13 protein-coding genes are annotated in these 16807 nt (G+C 51.7%); 9 read left to right on the plus strand and 4 right to left on the minus strand.

What is annotated here, in order from left to right; genetic code table 11:
• The first annotated feature begins 59 nt into the window (after nt 1-59).
• The 3 genes from DWV16_RS07095 to DWV16_RS07105 all read left to right on the plus strand — a co-directional run bounded on the left by DWV16_RS07095 (nt 60) and on the right by DWV16_RS07105 (nt 2901).
• Nucleotides 60-1343 carry a LysM peptidoglycan-binding domain-containing protein gene (locus DWV16_RS07095; RefSeq protein ID WP_118478449.1) on the plus strand — a complete coding sequence of 428 codons (1284 nt, stop codon included), beginning with the start codon at nt 60-62 and terminating at the stop codon, nt 1341-1343.
• Nucleotides 1344-1567: 224 nt separating this feature from the next.
• Nucleotides 1568-2374 (plus strand): amidohydrolase family protein, encoded by an 807-nt coding sequence (locus DWV16_RS07100; RefSeq protein ID WP_066459793.1) that lies wholly within the window; start codon nt 1568-1570, stop codon nt 2372-2374.
• A gap of 152 nt (nt 2375-2526) precedes the next feature.
• On the plus strand, nt 2527-2901 hold the full coding sequence (locus DWV16_RS07105; RefSeq protein WP_066459791.1) for a helix-turn-helix domain-containing protein: 375 nt from the start codon (nt 2527-2529) through the stop codon (nt 2899-2901).
• Between the two features lie 74 nt (nt 2902-2975).
• Here the strand turns inward: DWV16_RS07105 and DWV16_RS07110 are convergent, their stop codons facing one another.
• The 3 genes from DWV16_RS07110 to DWV16_RS07120 all read right to left on the minus strand — a co-directional run bounded on the left by DWV16_RS07110 (nt 2976) and on the right by DWV16_RS07120 (nt 8767).
• Nucleotides 2976-3965, minus strand: coding sequence for a class B sortase (locus DWV16_RS07110; protein ID WP_147349442.1), 990 nt, complete (start codon nt 3963-3965; stop codon nt 2976-2978).
• Nucleotides 3935-7243, minus strand: coding sequence for an InlB B-repeat-containing protein (locus DWV16_RS07115; protein WP_118478453.1), 3309 nt, complete (start codon nt 7241-7243; stop codon nt 3935-3937). Before DWV16_RS07115 ends, DWV16_RS07110 begins: the two co-directional genes overlap by 31 nt.
• A gap of 81 nt (nt 7244-7324) precedes the next feature.
• Complete coding sequence (locus DWV16_RS07120; protein WP_118478455.1) at nt 7325-8767, minus strand: Rrf2 family transcriptional regulator; 1443 nt, start codon at nt 8765-8767, stop codon at nt 7325-7327.
• 405 nt (nt 8768-9172) lie between these two features.
• Between DWV16_RS07120 and DWV16_RS07125 the strand changes: the two genes are divergently transcribed.
• The 6 genes from DWV16_RS07125 (at nt 9173) to DWV16_RS07150 (ending at nt 16354) form a co-directional block, all read left to right on the plus strand.
• Entirely contained in the window at nt 9173-10693 is a 1521-nt protein-coding gene (locus DWV16_RS07125; RefSeq protein ID WP_118478457.1) for a hypothetical protein, read from the plus strand.
• 192 nt (nt 10694-10885) lie between these two features.
• Nucleotides 10886-12202, plus strand: coding sequence for a bifunctional diguanylate cyclase/phosphodiesterase (locus tag DWV16_RS07130; RefSeq protein ID WP_118478459.1), 1317 nt, complete (start codon nt 10886-10888; stop codon nt 12200-12202).
• Nucleotides 12203-12445: 243 nt separating this feature from the next.
• On the plus strand, nt 12446-13495 hold the full coding sequence (locus DWV16_RS07135; RefSeq protein WP_066459776.1) for an ABC transporter ATP-binding protein: 1050 nt from the start codon (nt 12446-12448) through the stop codon (nt 13493-13495).
• Complete coding sequence (locus tag DWV16_RS07140) at nt 13492-14304, plus strand: ABC transporter permease (RefSeq protein ID WP_199719769.1); 813 nt, start codon at nt 13492-13494, stop codon at nt 14302-14304. Before DWV16_RS07135 ends, DWV16_RS07140 begins: the two co-directional genes overlap by 4 nt.
• Nucleotides 14304-15116, plus strand: coding sequence for an ABC transporter permease (locus tag DWV16_RS07145; protein ID WP_066459774.1), 813 nt, complete (start codon nt 14304-14306; stop codon nt 15114-15116). The genes DWV16_RS07140 and DWV16_RS07145 overlap by 1 nt, the downstream gene beginning before the upstream one ends.
• Complete coding sequence (locus DWV16_RS07150; RefSeq protein ID WP_066459772.1) at nt 15113-16354, plus strand: PotD/PotF family extracellular solute-binding protein; 1242 nt, start codon at nt 15113-15115, stop codon at nt 16352-16354. Before DWV16_RS07145 ends, DWV16_RS07150 begins: the two co-directional genes overlap by 4 nt.
• 76 nt (nt 16355-16430) lie before the next feature.
• On the opposite strand, the gene DWV16_RS07155 is transcribed toward DWV16_RS07150, so the two are convergent.
• A complete protein-coding gene (locus DWV16_RS07155; protein ID WP_066459771.1) occupies nt 16431-16652 on the minus strand; it encodes a hypothetical protein in 222 nt (73 codons plus the stop codon).
• Nucleotides 16653-16807 lie beyond the last annotated feature (155 nt).

Raw genomic sequence — 16807 nt, forward strand, 5'->3', positions numbered from 1 at the left:
CTTCATTTTTAAGCATAAAGATAGGATGGAATGTATTTTTCAGAAATGGAGAGGATAATATGGTCATCCATACGGTGGAGCGCGGGGACACGCTCTTTTCGATTGCGCGCCGGTATCAGGTGCCGGTACAGCAGCTCATCCAATATAATGGCCTGCAGAACGCCGACCGCCTGGTGGTGGGACAGACGATCGTGATCCTATATCCAAAAAACCTTTATACGGTGCAGGCGGGGGATTCCCTTTATGGGATCGCGCAGAAATACAAAATCCCACTCAACGAGCTCTACCGCAACAATCCGGGGTTAATTGAACGGGCCTACATCTATCCCGGCCAGCAGTTGGTAATTTCCTTCAGCCAACAAAAGCTTGGAAGTATGGATGTGCTCGGTTATGCATATCCGGACGTCAACCGGCGGCTTTTAAAAAACACGCTTCCGTTTATGAGCTATCTGATGCCGTTTACCTATGAAATTGAGGAGGACGGGGAGCTCTCTGAAATGGAGGATGAGGAGCTCATCGAGATGGCAAAGGAAACAGATGTGGCCCCGCTGATGCACCTTTCCAATCTCCGGGAACCAATTGGGTTTGACAGCGACCTGGCGCATCTGGTGCTGACGAATCGCCGGATTCAGGAACGGCTGATTGAAGAGACGCTTGAAACCATCCAGGAGAAGGGCTATGTTGGGCTGGATATTGATTTTGAAAACCTTTATGCCGCGGATAAAAAGCTTTTTGCGGACTTTGTAGGCCGGATGCGCGGGCAGCTGAACCCGGCCGGATACGAAGTCTTTGCGGCGTTGGCGGCCAAGACTTCCGATGATCAGAAGGGGCTGCTTCTGGAAGGGCACGATTACCAGGCGGTTGGGGAAGCGGCAAACGGTGTTTTGCTGATGACCTATGAATGGGGGTACCGGTATGGCCCGCCGATGGCGGTCGCGCCGGTGGGGAATGTCCGGGAGGGGCTTGATTACGCGGTCACGCGCATCCAGCCGGAAAAGATTTTCATGGGCATCCCGAATTACGGTTACGACTGGCCGCTTCCATATGTGCAGGGCGTGACTGCTGCGAAGTCGATATCAAACGTCCGGGCTGTACAGATTGCCGCGGAATACGGCGTGCAGATCGAGTACAGCAGTACCGCGCAGGCGCCCCATTTCCGTTATCAGGATGGATCGGCCGAGCACGAGGTCTGGTTCGAAGATGCCAAAAGCATCCGTACAAAACTGGAACTGGTGGCTGAATACGGTCTGCGCGGAGCGGGCTACTGGAACCTGATGCGTCCATTCCCGGAAAACTGGAGCGTTCTGAACGCGCTATACAGGATCGAACAGCCTGGTTTTTAAGCAGCGTGGATTTTCACTTTTCATGGAAGGTTGCAGGCGGACAAAAAAGTGCTATAATAAGCGCGGGCAATTTGAAAAAATGCCAAATTGCGTCCGCCTTGGGCGGGACTGAAGCGGTTGCGGCCGTGTGCTGTGCTTTAATATCACAAAACGCTTCGCGCTGGTGATATAATATAGTACGTTGCTGCTTACGAAAACCTGTCTGTGAAAGGAGATCTTCTCTTTTGAAAATAATTGATGCACACCTTCATTTTTGCAGGGCGGAATATTTCGACGGCATCGCTGCCGCCGCCGGGCATGAAAATACGGCGGAACATCTGAGCGAACAGTATGGAAAACTGGGGATCGTTCATGGTGTTGTGATGGGGAACCGCGGCTTGTCTGCACAGGGGGATTATCCGCCATTTCTCAGCTACTGTGTCGGTTTGGATGAAGAGCGTCTGCGGGAGGAAAGCTACCAGCAGACCGTGGAACAGGTGCAACTGCATCTGCAGCGGAAAAACTGTGTGGGGATCAAATTGTATCCGGGTTACAACAGCACTTATGTGACCGATCAGATTTATGCCCCCTTTTATGAGCTTGCCGCGCGCTATCAAAAACCGGTGGCAATCCACACGGGCGCGACCGCCGGGAAAGGCGCGCTGCTCAAATATAGTCATCCGCTGACACTGGACGAATTGGCGGTGCGGTATCCGCAGGTGCAGTTTGTCATGTGCCATTTTGGGAATCCATGGCTGGTGGATGCGGCGGCGGTGCTCGAGAAAAACGATAACGTTGCGGTTGACCTGTCCGGACTATTGGAGGGTCGGGTCAACCCCTGCGCCTTTTTTGCGGAAAACGGCGGCTATGTCGAACAGCTGCGGATCTGGATGAAATATGCGGACTGCTACGACCGGGTCATGTTCGGCACCGATTGGCCGCTTGTGAACCTCAAGGAATATATTGCTTTTATCGGGCGCCTGGTGCCGGAACGATTCCAGGAAGATATCTTTTTTGGCAACGCCAACCGGATCTATCAGCTCGGCTTATGAATCCTGCGAAGGCCTCCGTCTGTTTTGGGACGGAGGTCTTTTGATTACAATTTGTATAAAATATAAGGACTATTGTATCGATTTGCTTAGGTACAAAAAGAAGATTTTTGCCGATAAATTCCTGTATCATCATAATCAAGGGGGTATTTATTATGGAGATCGGCAAGATCGTTGGTAAAAAAATCAAAAAGTATAGGGAACGGACAGGCAAAACGCAGCTGCATTTTGCCCTCGACACCTATATGAGCCCCTCCTATATCAGTCGGTTTGAACGTGGGATTGTAACAAACCCTACGAAGGCGACGCTGGAACACATCGCGAAATCTCTGGGCACGACGTTGGAGGAGCTGATCCATGAAGAGGAAGAACAGCATGCAGGGACGAAGGGGGAAGCGCGGCAGGAAGACTACCGGCCATTATCTTATGACGACTACCTGAAATTCCAGGAGCAGTATCGCAAAATGCCGGCGGGAAGGCAGCGACAGCTCAGGATTATCCTTAACGCGCTCTTTATGGACATCCAGTAAGCAATGGAGAAAAGATTTATGGCGTGCGCAAAATTTAGATTGCGCACACCATAAAATCCGCCTTGCCTGTTTTATCACACAGCAGAACGATGTTTTAAGGGATTGGGGCAAAATGCCGTTGCCCGCCCGTTTGATTGCGAAGCAGTATCATTCGTCATTTTTAGTCTTGCGACTACCACAAATCTCCCATTTTCACTGTAAAAGTTGCAGGTGGTAAGAGTGATTAATTCATCCCCATATGATGCGGTTACTCCGGTGTCATACAGCGATAATTCTTTACAGGTATCTACGAATGTATAAAATTCTTCTTCGTTTTCAGCATCGGTAAAATTATAAAATGCAAAGTGGCCGTTTCCCGCATCCGCCGTCACATGAAAAACCGCCACGATATCATATTTGCCTGTTTCGTACAGGGTGTCAAATTGGATGACGGGGTGCTCCCGCCAAAAAGATTGTTCCTGATAGGAGAGGAGGGGCGTGAACATGGTGTCCCCGCTTTTCATGTTGTGGCCGTACAAGAGCAGATTGTCACTGCGGGGATCCAATGTGCAGTCGTATCCGATAAAAGGCGTTCCGGCTATGGAATCATTTTTGTAGAAGTCTTTTCTAAGGTAATATTCCACATCATCGGGGGTATACATCACCGGGTAGCTCAGATTTGTTCCTTCGATTTTAATCCAGCCGGCCATATCCGGATTTTGTTCATGCAGCTTTGCATATTGCGGGAGAACCCGCGGTCCAGCCATATCTTCTTGTATTTCTGCCGGTGGATCGCTCGGCGCTTTTTCATGAGAAGCGGTCGCCTGAACCTGATCCCGAAGCTGCTCAAACGCAGCTTTATCTTTCTCATTCTTGAGAACAATACCGACCCAACATGCAGTGGAGATCAAGAATACTGCAGCCAAAGCTCCGCTTATCATCTGTTTTTTCGTCATTTCATCCCTCCGGCTCAATACGGTATCTTTGGCAGATGGAATACCCAAAGAGACAGAAAGAATTTTCTTTCTGTCTCTTTGGCTTAATATTGTTCCGCTTACCGGCAGCGTTTCTTTCTGTTTATCCAAACCAGCCCTGCTCCTGAGAGAACGCTCACCGCCAGCCAAAGGCCGGACATGGAGGAAGCGCCCGTATCCGGCAGGGGTTTTGGATTCGGTGCGGTGCCCGGGCCGGCTGGCGTTCCGGGTTTTGCCGGATCAGCCGGACGGTTGGGATCAAGCGGGAAAGTCGTGCCCTGCGTCCATTTGGCATAGACCGTTTTATCCCGGTCCATATACACAGAGGAGATTTTTTGGGTCAACGCCTGATCTGCATACCAGCCTTCAAAGGTGTAGCTATCCTTTGTGGGGCGTTGTGTCAGCCGTACGGTCGTATATTCCGTCACCCTTCTGCTGGAAATAGGGGATCCGCCATTGGTCCGGAAGGTCAGAGTATAGTAGGTGTCGTCGTCACCGCCGCCGCCACTGTTTCCACCGCCACCGTTTCCACCGTTGCTGCTTCCGCCGCCACCGCTGTTGGATTCCCATTGGGCGAACAGGGCTACATCCTTCGCCGGCATCGTAAAGGTAGAACCGACTGTGTAGTCGTTGCCTTCGCCGTCCTTCCAGCCGGTGAATGTCATACCCTCCCTGGTAAAGGTGTTGGAAAGAACGGTTACGATTGCGTTCGCCTTATACTTGGTAGGTTTCGCCGGGACTGTGCCGCTGCCGCCGTTGGCGTCATAGGAGACCGTGTATTTGGGGGCATACGCTTCATAATAAACCTTAAACACGCTGCCGGCGGGCATCGGAGTGGTTAATTCCAGGCTGAGCACATTGTTTGCGTTCGCTTGGTCAAAGGAAAATTGGCTGCCATTGTAGGTGACAACCTCTTCGGGGATTATGGTATGGGCTCCCAGCGGCCCGGAGAAGGTCTTTGTCTCCGTGGGAAGTGCAGCGTAGCTTCCATCCGACGACTGGTAATAATACTCCACCTGATATTTGACGCCCTGTGCCAATTCCAAAACCGGAACAACAGGGCTCTGCTGTTCGGCGTCTGTTTCCGTATAGACCGCGGTGAAGTCTCCCTTTGTGCGGACATCAAATTTTTGCAGATCCGCTGGGGAAACATCTGCGAGATAGGTTTCAACCAGGTTTCTCCCGACCTGTTCCGCTGTTTTATCGGCGTCTTTAGAGGTTGAGTAAAGGGTGACCGGCAATCTGCCCGCAAAGGTAAAATCTCCGGCCTTGCTGATGGTGGTTTTATATTGTAGACCATATTTATAGTGATAATAATCGACCAGGGCGATGTCGTCGTCCTCGCCCCATACCGGCGCGCCGGACAAGTTTAAAATCCAATACTGATAAATGCCGTTACCGGCTTCGGTTGCGGTATTGCCGGAGATCGTTCCGCCGGCGATATGAACCGTTTGCTCGTTGCCGATTCCGCCGCCGGTCTCGGCAGTGTTGCCGCGGATTTCTCCGCCAGTGAGATTGAGCGTGCCGCTTTCTGAAGAGCTGCTATGTCCTTGATTGGCAATACCGCCGCCGCAGTACGCTTTGTTGCCGCTGATCACTCCGCCTTCGACATTGAGCGTGCCGCAGTTATAAATACCGCCGCCGCCGCGCATAGCGCTTGTCTGATCATTTGCGCCGGCAGTATTGTTGATGATCTTCGCGTCGCCGGTGATCGTCAAGATGGCCTCTCCAGTGTAACCGTCCGTGGGGGTAAATCCGCCGCCGCTGGAACAGGAAATTCCGCCGCCGCAGGTGGACGCTTCGTTAGAAGAAATTGTTCCGCCCGAGATCACTCCCGTTGCGTTACGGATGGCAACGCCGCCGCCGTAGCAATCTCCCGATCCGTTTTCTACCTTGTTCTTCGTAATAGTACCGCCAGTCATTTCAAAGGCGGCTCCATCACAAATATAAACCCCGCCACCGGCGCCTACGGGACCGTCTCCGTCATTGGCGGTATTTCCCTGGATCAATGCATTGCCGGATAATTGCAAGGAGCCCTTTTCACCATCGACATAGACTCCGCCGCCTTTTTCATTATTTTGCGGATTATTGTTATCGATAATTTTTCCGCCGCTCATCTTGAATATTCCGTTTCTAACAGCAACTCCGCCGCCCTGTTCTGCGGAACTATTTGAAACTTCTCCGCCATTCATCACAAATGAACCGTCTTCAGCAACATAAATTCCTCCGCCATAGCAGATGTCGGAGCTTGTATCATAGAACCCCCGGGTTACTGCCGAGCCGTCTTCCATGACAAGGGTTCCTTCAACATAGACCAGCTGGCCATATGTATTTTCTCCGTCGATGGTCAGGGTATTTGTGCCGGAACCCGCCAGGGTGAGCGTCGCACCGCTGGCAACGGTGATCATCTTGTGACCCTTGCTGATCAGACAGCTGTCCTCTCCGTCAGCAGGCATTAAGGCGACCTGTTTTCCGGCAGGGATGGAAATGGGGCTCATTTCAATGGTTCCTTTTACACGAATTACAACATTTGTCTCGCTGTTTCCCAGGATGTCCTTCATTTCAGCCTCTGACGAAACCAAATGTTCTGCTCCGTTGTTGCCGCCGATAGGGTTAATTAGTGCAGCAGGTATACCTGCTGCACTGCACACATGTGTGCAGTCGGCGCCCTCTGCGGGCGCCACATATCCGCAGTTTTCGTCGTGAACGTGGTTGCAGGGCGTGCCCTCCCCGGGGATATATCCGCAGGCGGCGTCGTGCTCGTGGGGACAGGCGAGCTCTTTCGCGATACAGCCGTTTTCCTCGGTGCATTCATGGGCGCACTCTGTGGGTTCCGGGGCCGCTCCTTCGTCATTGAGGACAGAGATTGCTTCCTCTTCGTCCTCGGGAGCGGACGGGGTTTCCACGCCTTCCTCTACGGGGTGGGACAGGGTTTCTCCCGCTGCATCGCCTTCCACCGGGGTTTCTGCTGCTTCCGCGTCCCCCGAAGCAGTATCCATAGGTGCTTCCATTTCACCTTCATTGCCGGGCGCTGTGTCTGCAGACGCTTGCGTATCTACCGAATCCAGAACGGGATAGCATGCGTCTGTGTGTTCATGGACACAATTGGTCACCGGCTGATAGCATTCCTCAGTATGTTCATGGCTGCACGGGATACTCTGCGCGCCTTCTGTAAACCCGCAGGCGTCATCATGTATATGGAAGCAGGGTACGCCCTCCACAGAGGCGATGTAGCCACAGTTTTCATCGTGGATATGCCCGCAAAGCTCGCAGGCAGCTTGCGGGATTTCTTTTTCGTTTTCTTCTGTTTCGGCAGCCAATGCTACGGAGTTAAACACCGTGGCTACCATCACTGCCGCCAGCAAAAGAGACAACAGTTTTCGTTTCATGATCAGATAGCTCCTTTTGATTTATTGTTAAACGAATTAAAAATATCCGTTTTTCATCCATAAATTAGATAATCTTCTGTTTTAGTGGTTGTCCACCACCATATGCCAGTCGATCTTTTGGGTGGCGGCAAGAAAGCTGTATTTAATTCGCGGAGAAAATACGCCGCATTCGTCCCGCATAATCATGTTTACAGCCTCCTCATGGGAATAACGCGAATTGTATACCCGATCATTGGTCAATGCGTCGTAGCAATCCACAATACCCACCACCTGAGCGCACAAGGGGATCTCCTCACCGGCCAGCCCGTCCGGATAACCGCGTCCGTCGTACCGCTCATGATGAAATCGGCAGATGTTGTAAACAAATACAGACCATTCCGGATTGTCCGTCAAGGTGGGAATCTTTTGTGCCAATTCAGCTCCTTGGGTAGTATGGGCCTGCATCAGCTTTCGCTCCTCCGGAGTTAAGGCTCCGGGCTTTGCCAAGATATCCCTGGGGATGGTCAGCTTGCCGATATCATGCAGCGCCGCCAGCCTGGAGATTGCACAGATTTCCTCTACAGGCAGCGCGGCGTCGGGATACAACTCTCTCATCGCCCACAACAGCTTTCCGGTTCGATGCACCACTCCGCGGCTGTGGCCCTTGCCCTCTGGCGAAATATTATCCAGCACAAACTGAAACATGGCAATGAGATCCCAATAGCTGTGTTGAAGCTCCTGCCGTTTTTGGATCACCGCCTCGTCCAGAGCGTTCAGTTCAAACTGGACTGTGGCGGCATTGTTAATGGTCAGCATCAAAGTTTGCGCTCCGCTTACCCAGCCGCGAAAAAGGATCATTTCCATCCAGAGGTAACCGTTACTCGTTTTAAAGCGGTAATAGATACGTTCTTTGGTGTAAGATTCATCTTGAGATCGAACTTCGGCGCCTTTCTTCATAAAGGCTTCCACCCCTTTCCTGTCATCGGGATGGATAAAGCCCGTAGTGTACTCCACAATGAGCTGCGAGTAACGCCCGCTGGAAGGGAGAATCTGACTGATGCCGTCATCGTGTATGTACTGGGTAAAATAGGTGTCCGCCTGAACATCCACCATTATATTCATTAAATGAGTTCGGATCTTGCAGCCCTGTGAGTCCATCAGCGCAGCAATGGTAGTTCCGCCGAACCGGTCTTCAATCTCCCATTGGGCTTGCTCATACGCCCGGCGCAGGTAGTCCGGCATGTCAGAAGATGCACTGCCTGGTTCTGACGTTAAAAATAGGTCTGCTTTCATACTTTTTTCCGTACAGCTGAGAATTTCCAGCATCGTAATGCTTTCAGGCGGCTTGGCCAGACGGTACCCCCCATGGCTGCCCTTGACAGCATCAATCAGGCCGGCCTGCTTCAGCAGCCTGATTACTTTGGGCACGTAGCTTGGGGGAATCCCCAGGCTTGTAGACAGCTGGACAGTGTTACAAATCTGTCCTTCCGCAGCCAGATAATACACAAGGCTCATTGCGTAATTTGTGGTTTTGGCAAACTGCATTTGTACCCTCCAATTCTATTTTTAAGCAAACGATATTCTCCAAGGGTCGTTAAAATTGGACAACCAATATTTTTAAAATGGCATTCACTTTACACCACCTTTTCTGAATTCGGACAAAAAAGGGACAAGTTCACTGCAAATAAAAAACGGTTCCCGCATCGCTGCTTTTACCGCGTTTCCTTACAGGCATAATTTATGTCATTTTTAATATGCCTATTGTGCAGCAAATCAAGGCCTCTTTTTAATCCTTGCAATAATTCCTGCATAATATATCATTTTATGGATGTTTTTGCGGATACTCAAGAGGGTATGACTTTTTGGCATTGCCAATTTTGTCATAAATATTGCCATTTTGGCTTGAGATGGAATTTAGAATCTGATATACTGTTCATATGAGGTGAGAACATGACTTTTAGTAAAAAATTATCAGCACTGCTTGCCTTGACTATGACAAAGAATTCAGATCTTGCAAGAGCCATTCATATAGACCAGTCACAGATCAGCCGCATGAAAACCGGTGCCAGGGAACAGCCGCGTAAACCGCAGCTCTGCCGCTTGATGGCAGACTATTTTGCAAAATGCTGCAGCGATGAATACCGCCTGTCCGCCCTTGCCGATTTGACAGGGAACTTTCGGATTCAGGCGGATATCACCGAGCGCCATTTATCGAATATTCTGTTTGAGTGGTTAAGTACCAAAGATGAAGACCGGCCCAAAACCAGGGCGGAACATTTTTTATACAATATTAGCCAATACAAAGCAGATAAATCGAAGGATTATATTTTCGAAGCGAAAAACTGGCATCCGCAGGAAAATGATTTTGCCATCTATTATGGCAATGAGGGAAAACGCCAGGCGATCGCGGACTTTGCCCGGCTGCTGTTTGATTCCGGAAAACCCTACCATATACTGATTGCATCCGATGAATGTCAGGACTGGATATGTGAAGACGCCAGATTTGAGGAGGAAGCTTCTCGGATATTGCGTTCCTCTGTACAGTCCGGATGTACTTTCACGCATATTGTCGCGCCCACCGCCAATATTGACGAAGCTCTCATAATAATACAAAGATGGCTTCCCGCGTATGTTGCCGGTGCAATCCGCGCGTATTATTATCCTTGGCTAAGGGACAAGCTGTTTCGCCGTACCATGCTCGTTGTGCCTGGTTTGGGCGCGCTCTATTCCGAATCAATCGGCGATACAGTACCAAGCCGTATGACAACGCTCACCACGGTTCCGGAAGTAGTAGATGCCTATGCGCAAAAATTCGACGATTATTTGGCGCTCTGTAAGCCAATGATGGAAATTTTTACAGAAGGAACCATCGACAAACTGTATCCTTACATTTCGTCGATTACAGACGATTTCGCAGACAGACTCCACAAATTTGCCTCTCTGTCCACATATATGCTTCCTGCTGAAATCATGGAGAATATATGCAGGCAAGAGGGCACAAAAATGGCGGAACAGTGCTATGGGCTTCATTTGCTCAGCATTGAAGCAATGGAAAAAACGTTAAAAAACCATAGAATAGAGAATATGATCTGCCTTGCATTACCCGAAGCGGTGAGAAATGGAGAGGTTCCAATCCCAAACACGTTGCTTTTTAGCAAACCGTACTTTTATACAGTGGACGAATATAAAGCGCATCTGCAAAATATTATAGATAAATTGGAATCTACGGAAATGTACAATGTGATTATCACAGATAAAGCGGCGGAAAATTCGCTGATTATGTTTGTTCAGGGCAACGGGCGGGCGATGCTTATCAGAGCAGAGAACCCCTTTACGGTGGTCAACGTTATTGAGGCGCGGTTGGCCTCTGCATTCTGTGATTATTTAAGGCTAATGGCCGATGAGGAACGGCACAAATGCAGCCGGCAGAGAACCATCGCGTGTTTAAAAGAGTATATTGCGCATTTGTAGTAAACTAAGCATGAGGGATTGGGCTGCGGGAATACGGGAAAGGTTTTTCTGGATGCGACCGGTCCATCCTCGCCGGGGTTTTACCATAAATATCAAAAAAGAAAGAATTTTCAAATAACTAAAGACATTTCTGCCGGAATCTGCTAAAATTGGTCTATACGGAATCCATCGAGAATTAGGAAGGTGCAGGATATGTTTTTTAATCGGAAAGATACAAAGACTGTAAATGCGGCGTTACCGGCAGCCTATTTTGAGAGTCCGAACCGTCCGCTTTGCTTGGAAAAGATGGAAGAAGCGATACGCGGCGAAGGGAAAAAGAAAAAGGGCGCGATCATAAAACTTTATATTGAAAATTTTAAATTGTTCAATGATACCTTCGGTTATGATTATGGTGGACTTCTGTTGGAGGAAATTGCCCGTTTCATGGCGGGGGCGCTCAATGCCGACGTCTACCGGTATGCAGGCGTAGAGTTCATTTCCATTATGGAAGGAGCGAGCTTCACCCAGGCTTCGGAGGCGGTGGAGCGGGTCTTGGAGCGCTTTGAAAGCACCTGGCGGATCAACGACCTTGACTGCATGTGCGCAGTCGATATGGGCGTCGTGCTCTATCCGGAGCGCGCGCAGTCCGCTGAGGAAGCCGCCAAACATCTCGACCTCGCGGTCAGCGAATCGGCGAGCAAGGGACAAAATCAGTACACCTTTTATAATCAGGAGCTGGAGGACAAGATCTGCCGCAAGCAGATCATCGCCCAGAATATTAAAAATGCAATCAAAAGCGGAGAAGGCATCGAGGTGCGCTACCGCCCGACTTTTAACCTCGAACGCCAGCAGTTCACCCGCGCGGAAGGATATCTTCGGCTGTTTTCTCCGGAATTGGGCGTGCTGAGCGCGCAGGAGTTTTTGCCTGTCGCGGAGGAACTGGGCCTCATCTGCGCGGTCAATGAGTTTGAACTGCGGCGTGCCTGCAAGCTGATCAAAGAGCTGCTTGCGGAGAAAAAGGATTTTGAAACGATTGCCGTGCTGATTTCCCCGATCATGTTTCTGCAGGAACATTTTCCGGACGATGTGCGCGCAATGCTCAAGGAATATGATATCCCGGCCAACAAGCTGGCGTTTGAAATTACAGAAAGCGTGCTGATCGATTCGTTCGCGCGGGTGAACATTGTCATGCAGGAACTGTCCGACATGGAGATTGAATTCGTGCTCAACGAATTCGGCACCGGCTATTCGGGCATCAACAACATCCTCTCGCTGCCGATTGACGTGCTCAAACTCGAGCGGCTGTTCGTCTGGCAGCTGGAGGAGAATCCGCGCAGCGGCTACATCATCCAGGGACTCATCCAAATTGCCCATAACCTGGGCCTCAAACTGATCGCCGAAGGCGTGGAAACCGAAAATCAGATCCAGAGGCTGGCGGAGTACGGCTGCCGTTACGAGCAGGGCTTTTACTACTCGCCTACGGTGGATGTATTGGGTCTAAAGGAACTGTTGAATCCGATTCAGGAATAGATCGCTGTAATTGTCAAAGCCCGGGCAGAGTCGCTGCCCGGGCTTTTTTGTGTGGCTGTATTCCACAGCATAAACGAGTATTTTTCAGGAAACTGGAGACAATTTAGGATGGATTCCCAAAAATCGCGGAATATGCGGAAAAACAGCAAAAAGCCGCGAAAACAAGCTTGACTTTTTACGGTCTTATGCTATATTGGGTATTGCAGTTTTTGCGGCTGTATGCGTAGTAAGGGGGATGCATCGATGGGAGAACACAACATTGTAAGCCTGCGGGATATTTCGGTGGATTTTGATGGGGAACCGATCCTGGTCGGGCTTGACCTTGAAATTCACGATAAAGAATTCGTTACCCTTTTGGGGCCGTCCGGCTGCGGCAAGACCACCACCCTGCGCACGATCGGCGGTTTTGTCATCCCCAAAAGCGGTGACGTTTTTTTTGACGGCGTGCGCATCAACGACCTGCCGCCCCACAAACGGCAGGTGAACACCGTATTCCAGCGTTACGCGCTGTTTCCGCATCTGAACGTCTTTGAAAATGTCGAATTTGGGCTCAAGCTCAAAAAGATCCCGGAGAATGAACGCCGCGCCCGCGTGCGGGAGATGCTCGACCTTGTGAACCTCTCCGGGTTTGACCGCCGCAATATCGACCAGCTTTCAGGCGGGCAGCAGCAGCGGATCGCGATTGCACGCGCGCTGGTGAACCATCCGCGCGTCCTGCTCCTTGACGAGCCGCTGGGTGCCTTGGATCTCAAACTGCGCAAAGAGATGCAGATCGAGCTCAAACGGATGCAGCAGGCGCTCGAAATTACCTTCATCTATGTCACCCACGACCAGGAGGAGGCCCTCACCATGTCAGACACGGTCGTGGTCATGAAGGACGGCGACATCTTGCAGGTCGGCACGCCGCAGGATATCTACAATGAACCAAAAAACGCCTTTGTGGCGGATTTCATTGGGGAGAGCAACATCCTGGACGGCGTGATGCACCGGGACCGTCTGGTGGAGTTCGCGGGCAAGCAGTTCGACTGCGTCGATGTCGGCTTCGGCACCCTCGAACGGGTGGACGTTGTCATCCGGCCGGAGGACATCCGCATCATCGACCCCAAGGAGGCGCCGGTGACTGGCGTGGTGGAGTCGGTGATTTTCAAGGGCGTACATTATGAAATGATCGTCGACGCGCACGGCTACAAATGGATGATCCATTCCACCCGAGCCGAAGAACCCGGCGCTTTCATCGGCATGACGGTCGATCCGTTCGATATCCATATCATGCACAAGATGGAGGCGGAATGATGAGGTCGAAGGCAACCGCGTTTCCCTATCTCATCTGGATGGTCATTTTCATCGTCGCGCCGCTCCTGCTGGTGGCGTATTATGCGGTGACCACGCCGGAAGGGGAATTTACGATTGATTACATCTCCCAGGTCGGGGAATATACGCCGGTGCTGGTGCGTTCGGTCTGGCTGGCCGCCGTTGCGACGGTCCTCTGCCTGCTGATCGCCTATCCGCTCGCGTTCATCATCTCCCGCCGCAGTGGAAACGGGCAGCGCACGATGATTATGCTGGTGATGCTGCCGATGTGGATGAATTTTCTGCTGCGCACCTATGCCTGGATGACCATTCTCGAAAAGAACGGCCTCATCAACCGGTTCCTGGCGAACTTCGGGATCGGGCCGCTCGAAATGATCAATACACAGGGCGCGGTCGTGCTCGGCATGGTGTATAACTACCTGCCGTTCATGATCCTGCCGCTCTATTCGATCATGACCAAGATCCCCCAGAACGTCATAGAGGCGGCTCAGGACCTTGGCTGCAGCAGCTTTCAGGTGCTGGGCAAGGTGCTTTTGCCGCTGACCGTACCGGGCATCTCGACCGGGGTCATCATGGTGTTCGTGCCGTCGGTCTCCACCTTTATCATATCCCGGATGCTCGGCGGCGGCGGGAACCTCTTAATCGGCGATCTCATCGATCTGCAGTTTCTCGGCAACGCCTACAACCCGAACCTTGGCGCGGCGATTTCGCTCGTGCTGATGGTGCTGATCCTGCTGTGCATGAGCATCACTAACCAGTTTGGCGATGAGGAAAAGGAGGGCGTGATCTGATGAAATGGCTCTCCAAATCCTATGTCGGCGTGGTGATGGCGTTTCTTTACGCGCCGATCGCGGTGCTGATCGTCTTTTCCTTTAACCAGTCGAAATCCCGCGGCGCGTGGACCGGTTTCACCTTCGCATGGTATCAAAAGCTCTTCACCAATGAGGTGATTCTGCAGTCGCTCATGAACACGCTTGTCATCGCGGTCGTCTCGTCGATCGTCGCGACCGTGCTTGGGACGCTGGCCGCCATCGGCATTTCAAATATGAAGCGGCTGACCCGTGGGATCGTCATGAACATCACCTACATGCCGGTGGTCAATCCGGAGATCGTCACCGGCGTTTCGCTGATGCTGCTGTTCGTCTGGGTGAAGTCGGTCGGAATCCATATCGAGTTTGGCTTCCTCACCCTGATCCTGGCGCATATCACCTTCAATGTCCCGTATGTGATTTTGAACGTCCTGCCAAAGCTGCGCCAGATGGACGTATTCGTCTACGAAGCGGCACAGGATCTCGGCTGCAGTCCGGCGCAGGCCTTCTTCAAGGTTGTGATCCCGGAGATCCTGCCGGGCATCCTCTCCGGCTTTTTGATGGCGTTTACCTATTCACTCGACGATTTCATCATCAGCTACTTTGTCGCGGGCGCGACCTCCCAGACGCTGCCGATCACCATCTTTTCGATGACCCGGCGCAAGGTGAGCCCGGAGATCAACGCCCTGTCCGCGATCATCTTCGCGGTGGTGCTGACCGTGCTGCTCATCGTCAATGCGCATGACGCGCGCCGCGAGCGGGAAAACCGCCAGAAAGCGAGGGCGCGTGCATGAAAAAGCTGTTTTTGCTTTCTTTGACCGTGGCTTTTGCGGTATTGCTGGCAGTCCCGGCAAGCGCAGCAGTCGAAGTGGTCGATCCCGGTTATTATGCCCGGTTTCGTGGGAAGGGAAAATCGATCAATGTCCACAACTGGGGCGAATACATTGCCGACGGTTCGGACGGCGGGATGGATGTCATTGCGGAGTTTGAGAAGCTGACCGGCATCAAGGTCAATTACACCACCTTCTCGACCAACGAGGAGGTGTATGCCCGCCTGCGGGGCGGTAGTGCGAATTATGATGTCATCATCCCGAGCGACTATATGATCGCGCGGATGATCCGGGAGGGGATGCTCGAAAAGCTCGACCTTTCAAACATTCCGAACGCGGCGTTCATTTCGGAGGAGTTCCGGCATAACGCCTTCGATCCAACCGCGGAATATTCGGTTCCGTACACCTGGGGAACGGTTGGCGTCATCTACAACACCCAGATGGTTGACGAGGCGGATCTCGGCAGCTGGGATTTGCTCTGGAACGAAAAATACATGGGCAACATTCTGATGTTTTCCAATCCTCGGGATGCTTTTGGCATCTCGCTCAAACGACTCGGCTATACGATCAACCCGGAAAATGAAGAACAGCTTTCTGAATCGCTCGCGGAGCTGAAAAAGCAGAAGATGCTTGTCCAGGCGTATGTCATGGACGAAATTTTCGACAAAATGATCGGCGGGGAAGCCGCGATCGCGCCCTACTATGCGGGCGATGCGCTCACGATGATGGCGGACAACCCGGATCTTGGCTACTTTGCGCCGTCAGAGGGGACTAACCTCTTTGTCGACGCGACCGTCATCCCCAAAGGCAGCCGGGAGAAGGAATGTGCTGAGATGTTCATCAACTTCCTGCAGGAGCCAAAGGTTGGCGCGGCGAATATTGGATATATCGGCTATTCCTCCCCGAACGACGCAGTGCTGGCCGAACTGCCGGTCGAAGTGATCGAAAATCCGGTCGCGTATCCGCCGCGGGAGGTTCTCGCAAAAACCGACTTCTGGAAGGATCTGCCGCCTGAACTTAATAAGGCCGTTGACGCGGCGTGGACTGAACTTCTTTCCTCGGATGAGCAGTACAGCAAATGGCTGATCCCGATGATGATGGCTGCCGGTATCGCAGCTTCGGTCACGATTAACCTGGCGCGCGCTTATCGCCGCCGCCGCGACCGGGAATATACCGACAGCTTCCCGAAAAAACGAATGTAAAGGATATTGTCATTAGGAAGAACTGGGGCCGGGATGCAAAGCATCCCGGCCCCAGTTGGATTACATCCTTTGTGGATTAGCAACCGCAGCCGCAACCGCAGCCGTTGTTGTAGCATCCGCAGTCGTTCGCGGTGTTGCCGCAATCGCATCCGCATCCACAGTTGTTGTTGCAGCCGCAGCCACAGCCACTGTTGGCAACCGAGCCGCCCCAGCCAAAGCCATTGCCGCCCCAACCAAAGATGATGATGATGAGGATGATGATCCAGAAGTAGTTTCCGCCAAAGTTATTGCATCCCATGAAAAGTAACCTCCTAATTGTGATTTCAACTCATACTATGTTGTACGGCACGGTTCGGTTACAGAGCAAAATACTTTTTGACGAATATCGAAAGCCCGCTCTGACCATATTACAGATGGAAGCCGCATAAAGATTATGTGGTTGGATTCTCTGTT

Origin of the sequence: Anaerotruncus sp. AF02-27 (assembly GCF_003465835.1) — a bacterium.
GTDB lineage: Bacteria > Bacillota > Clostridia > Oscillospirales > Ruminococcaceae > Anaerotruncus > Anaerotruncus rubiinfantis.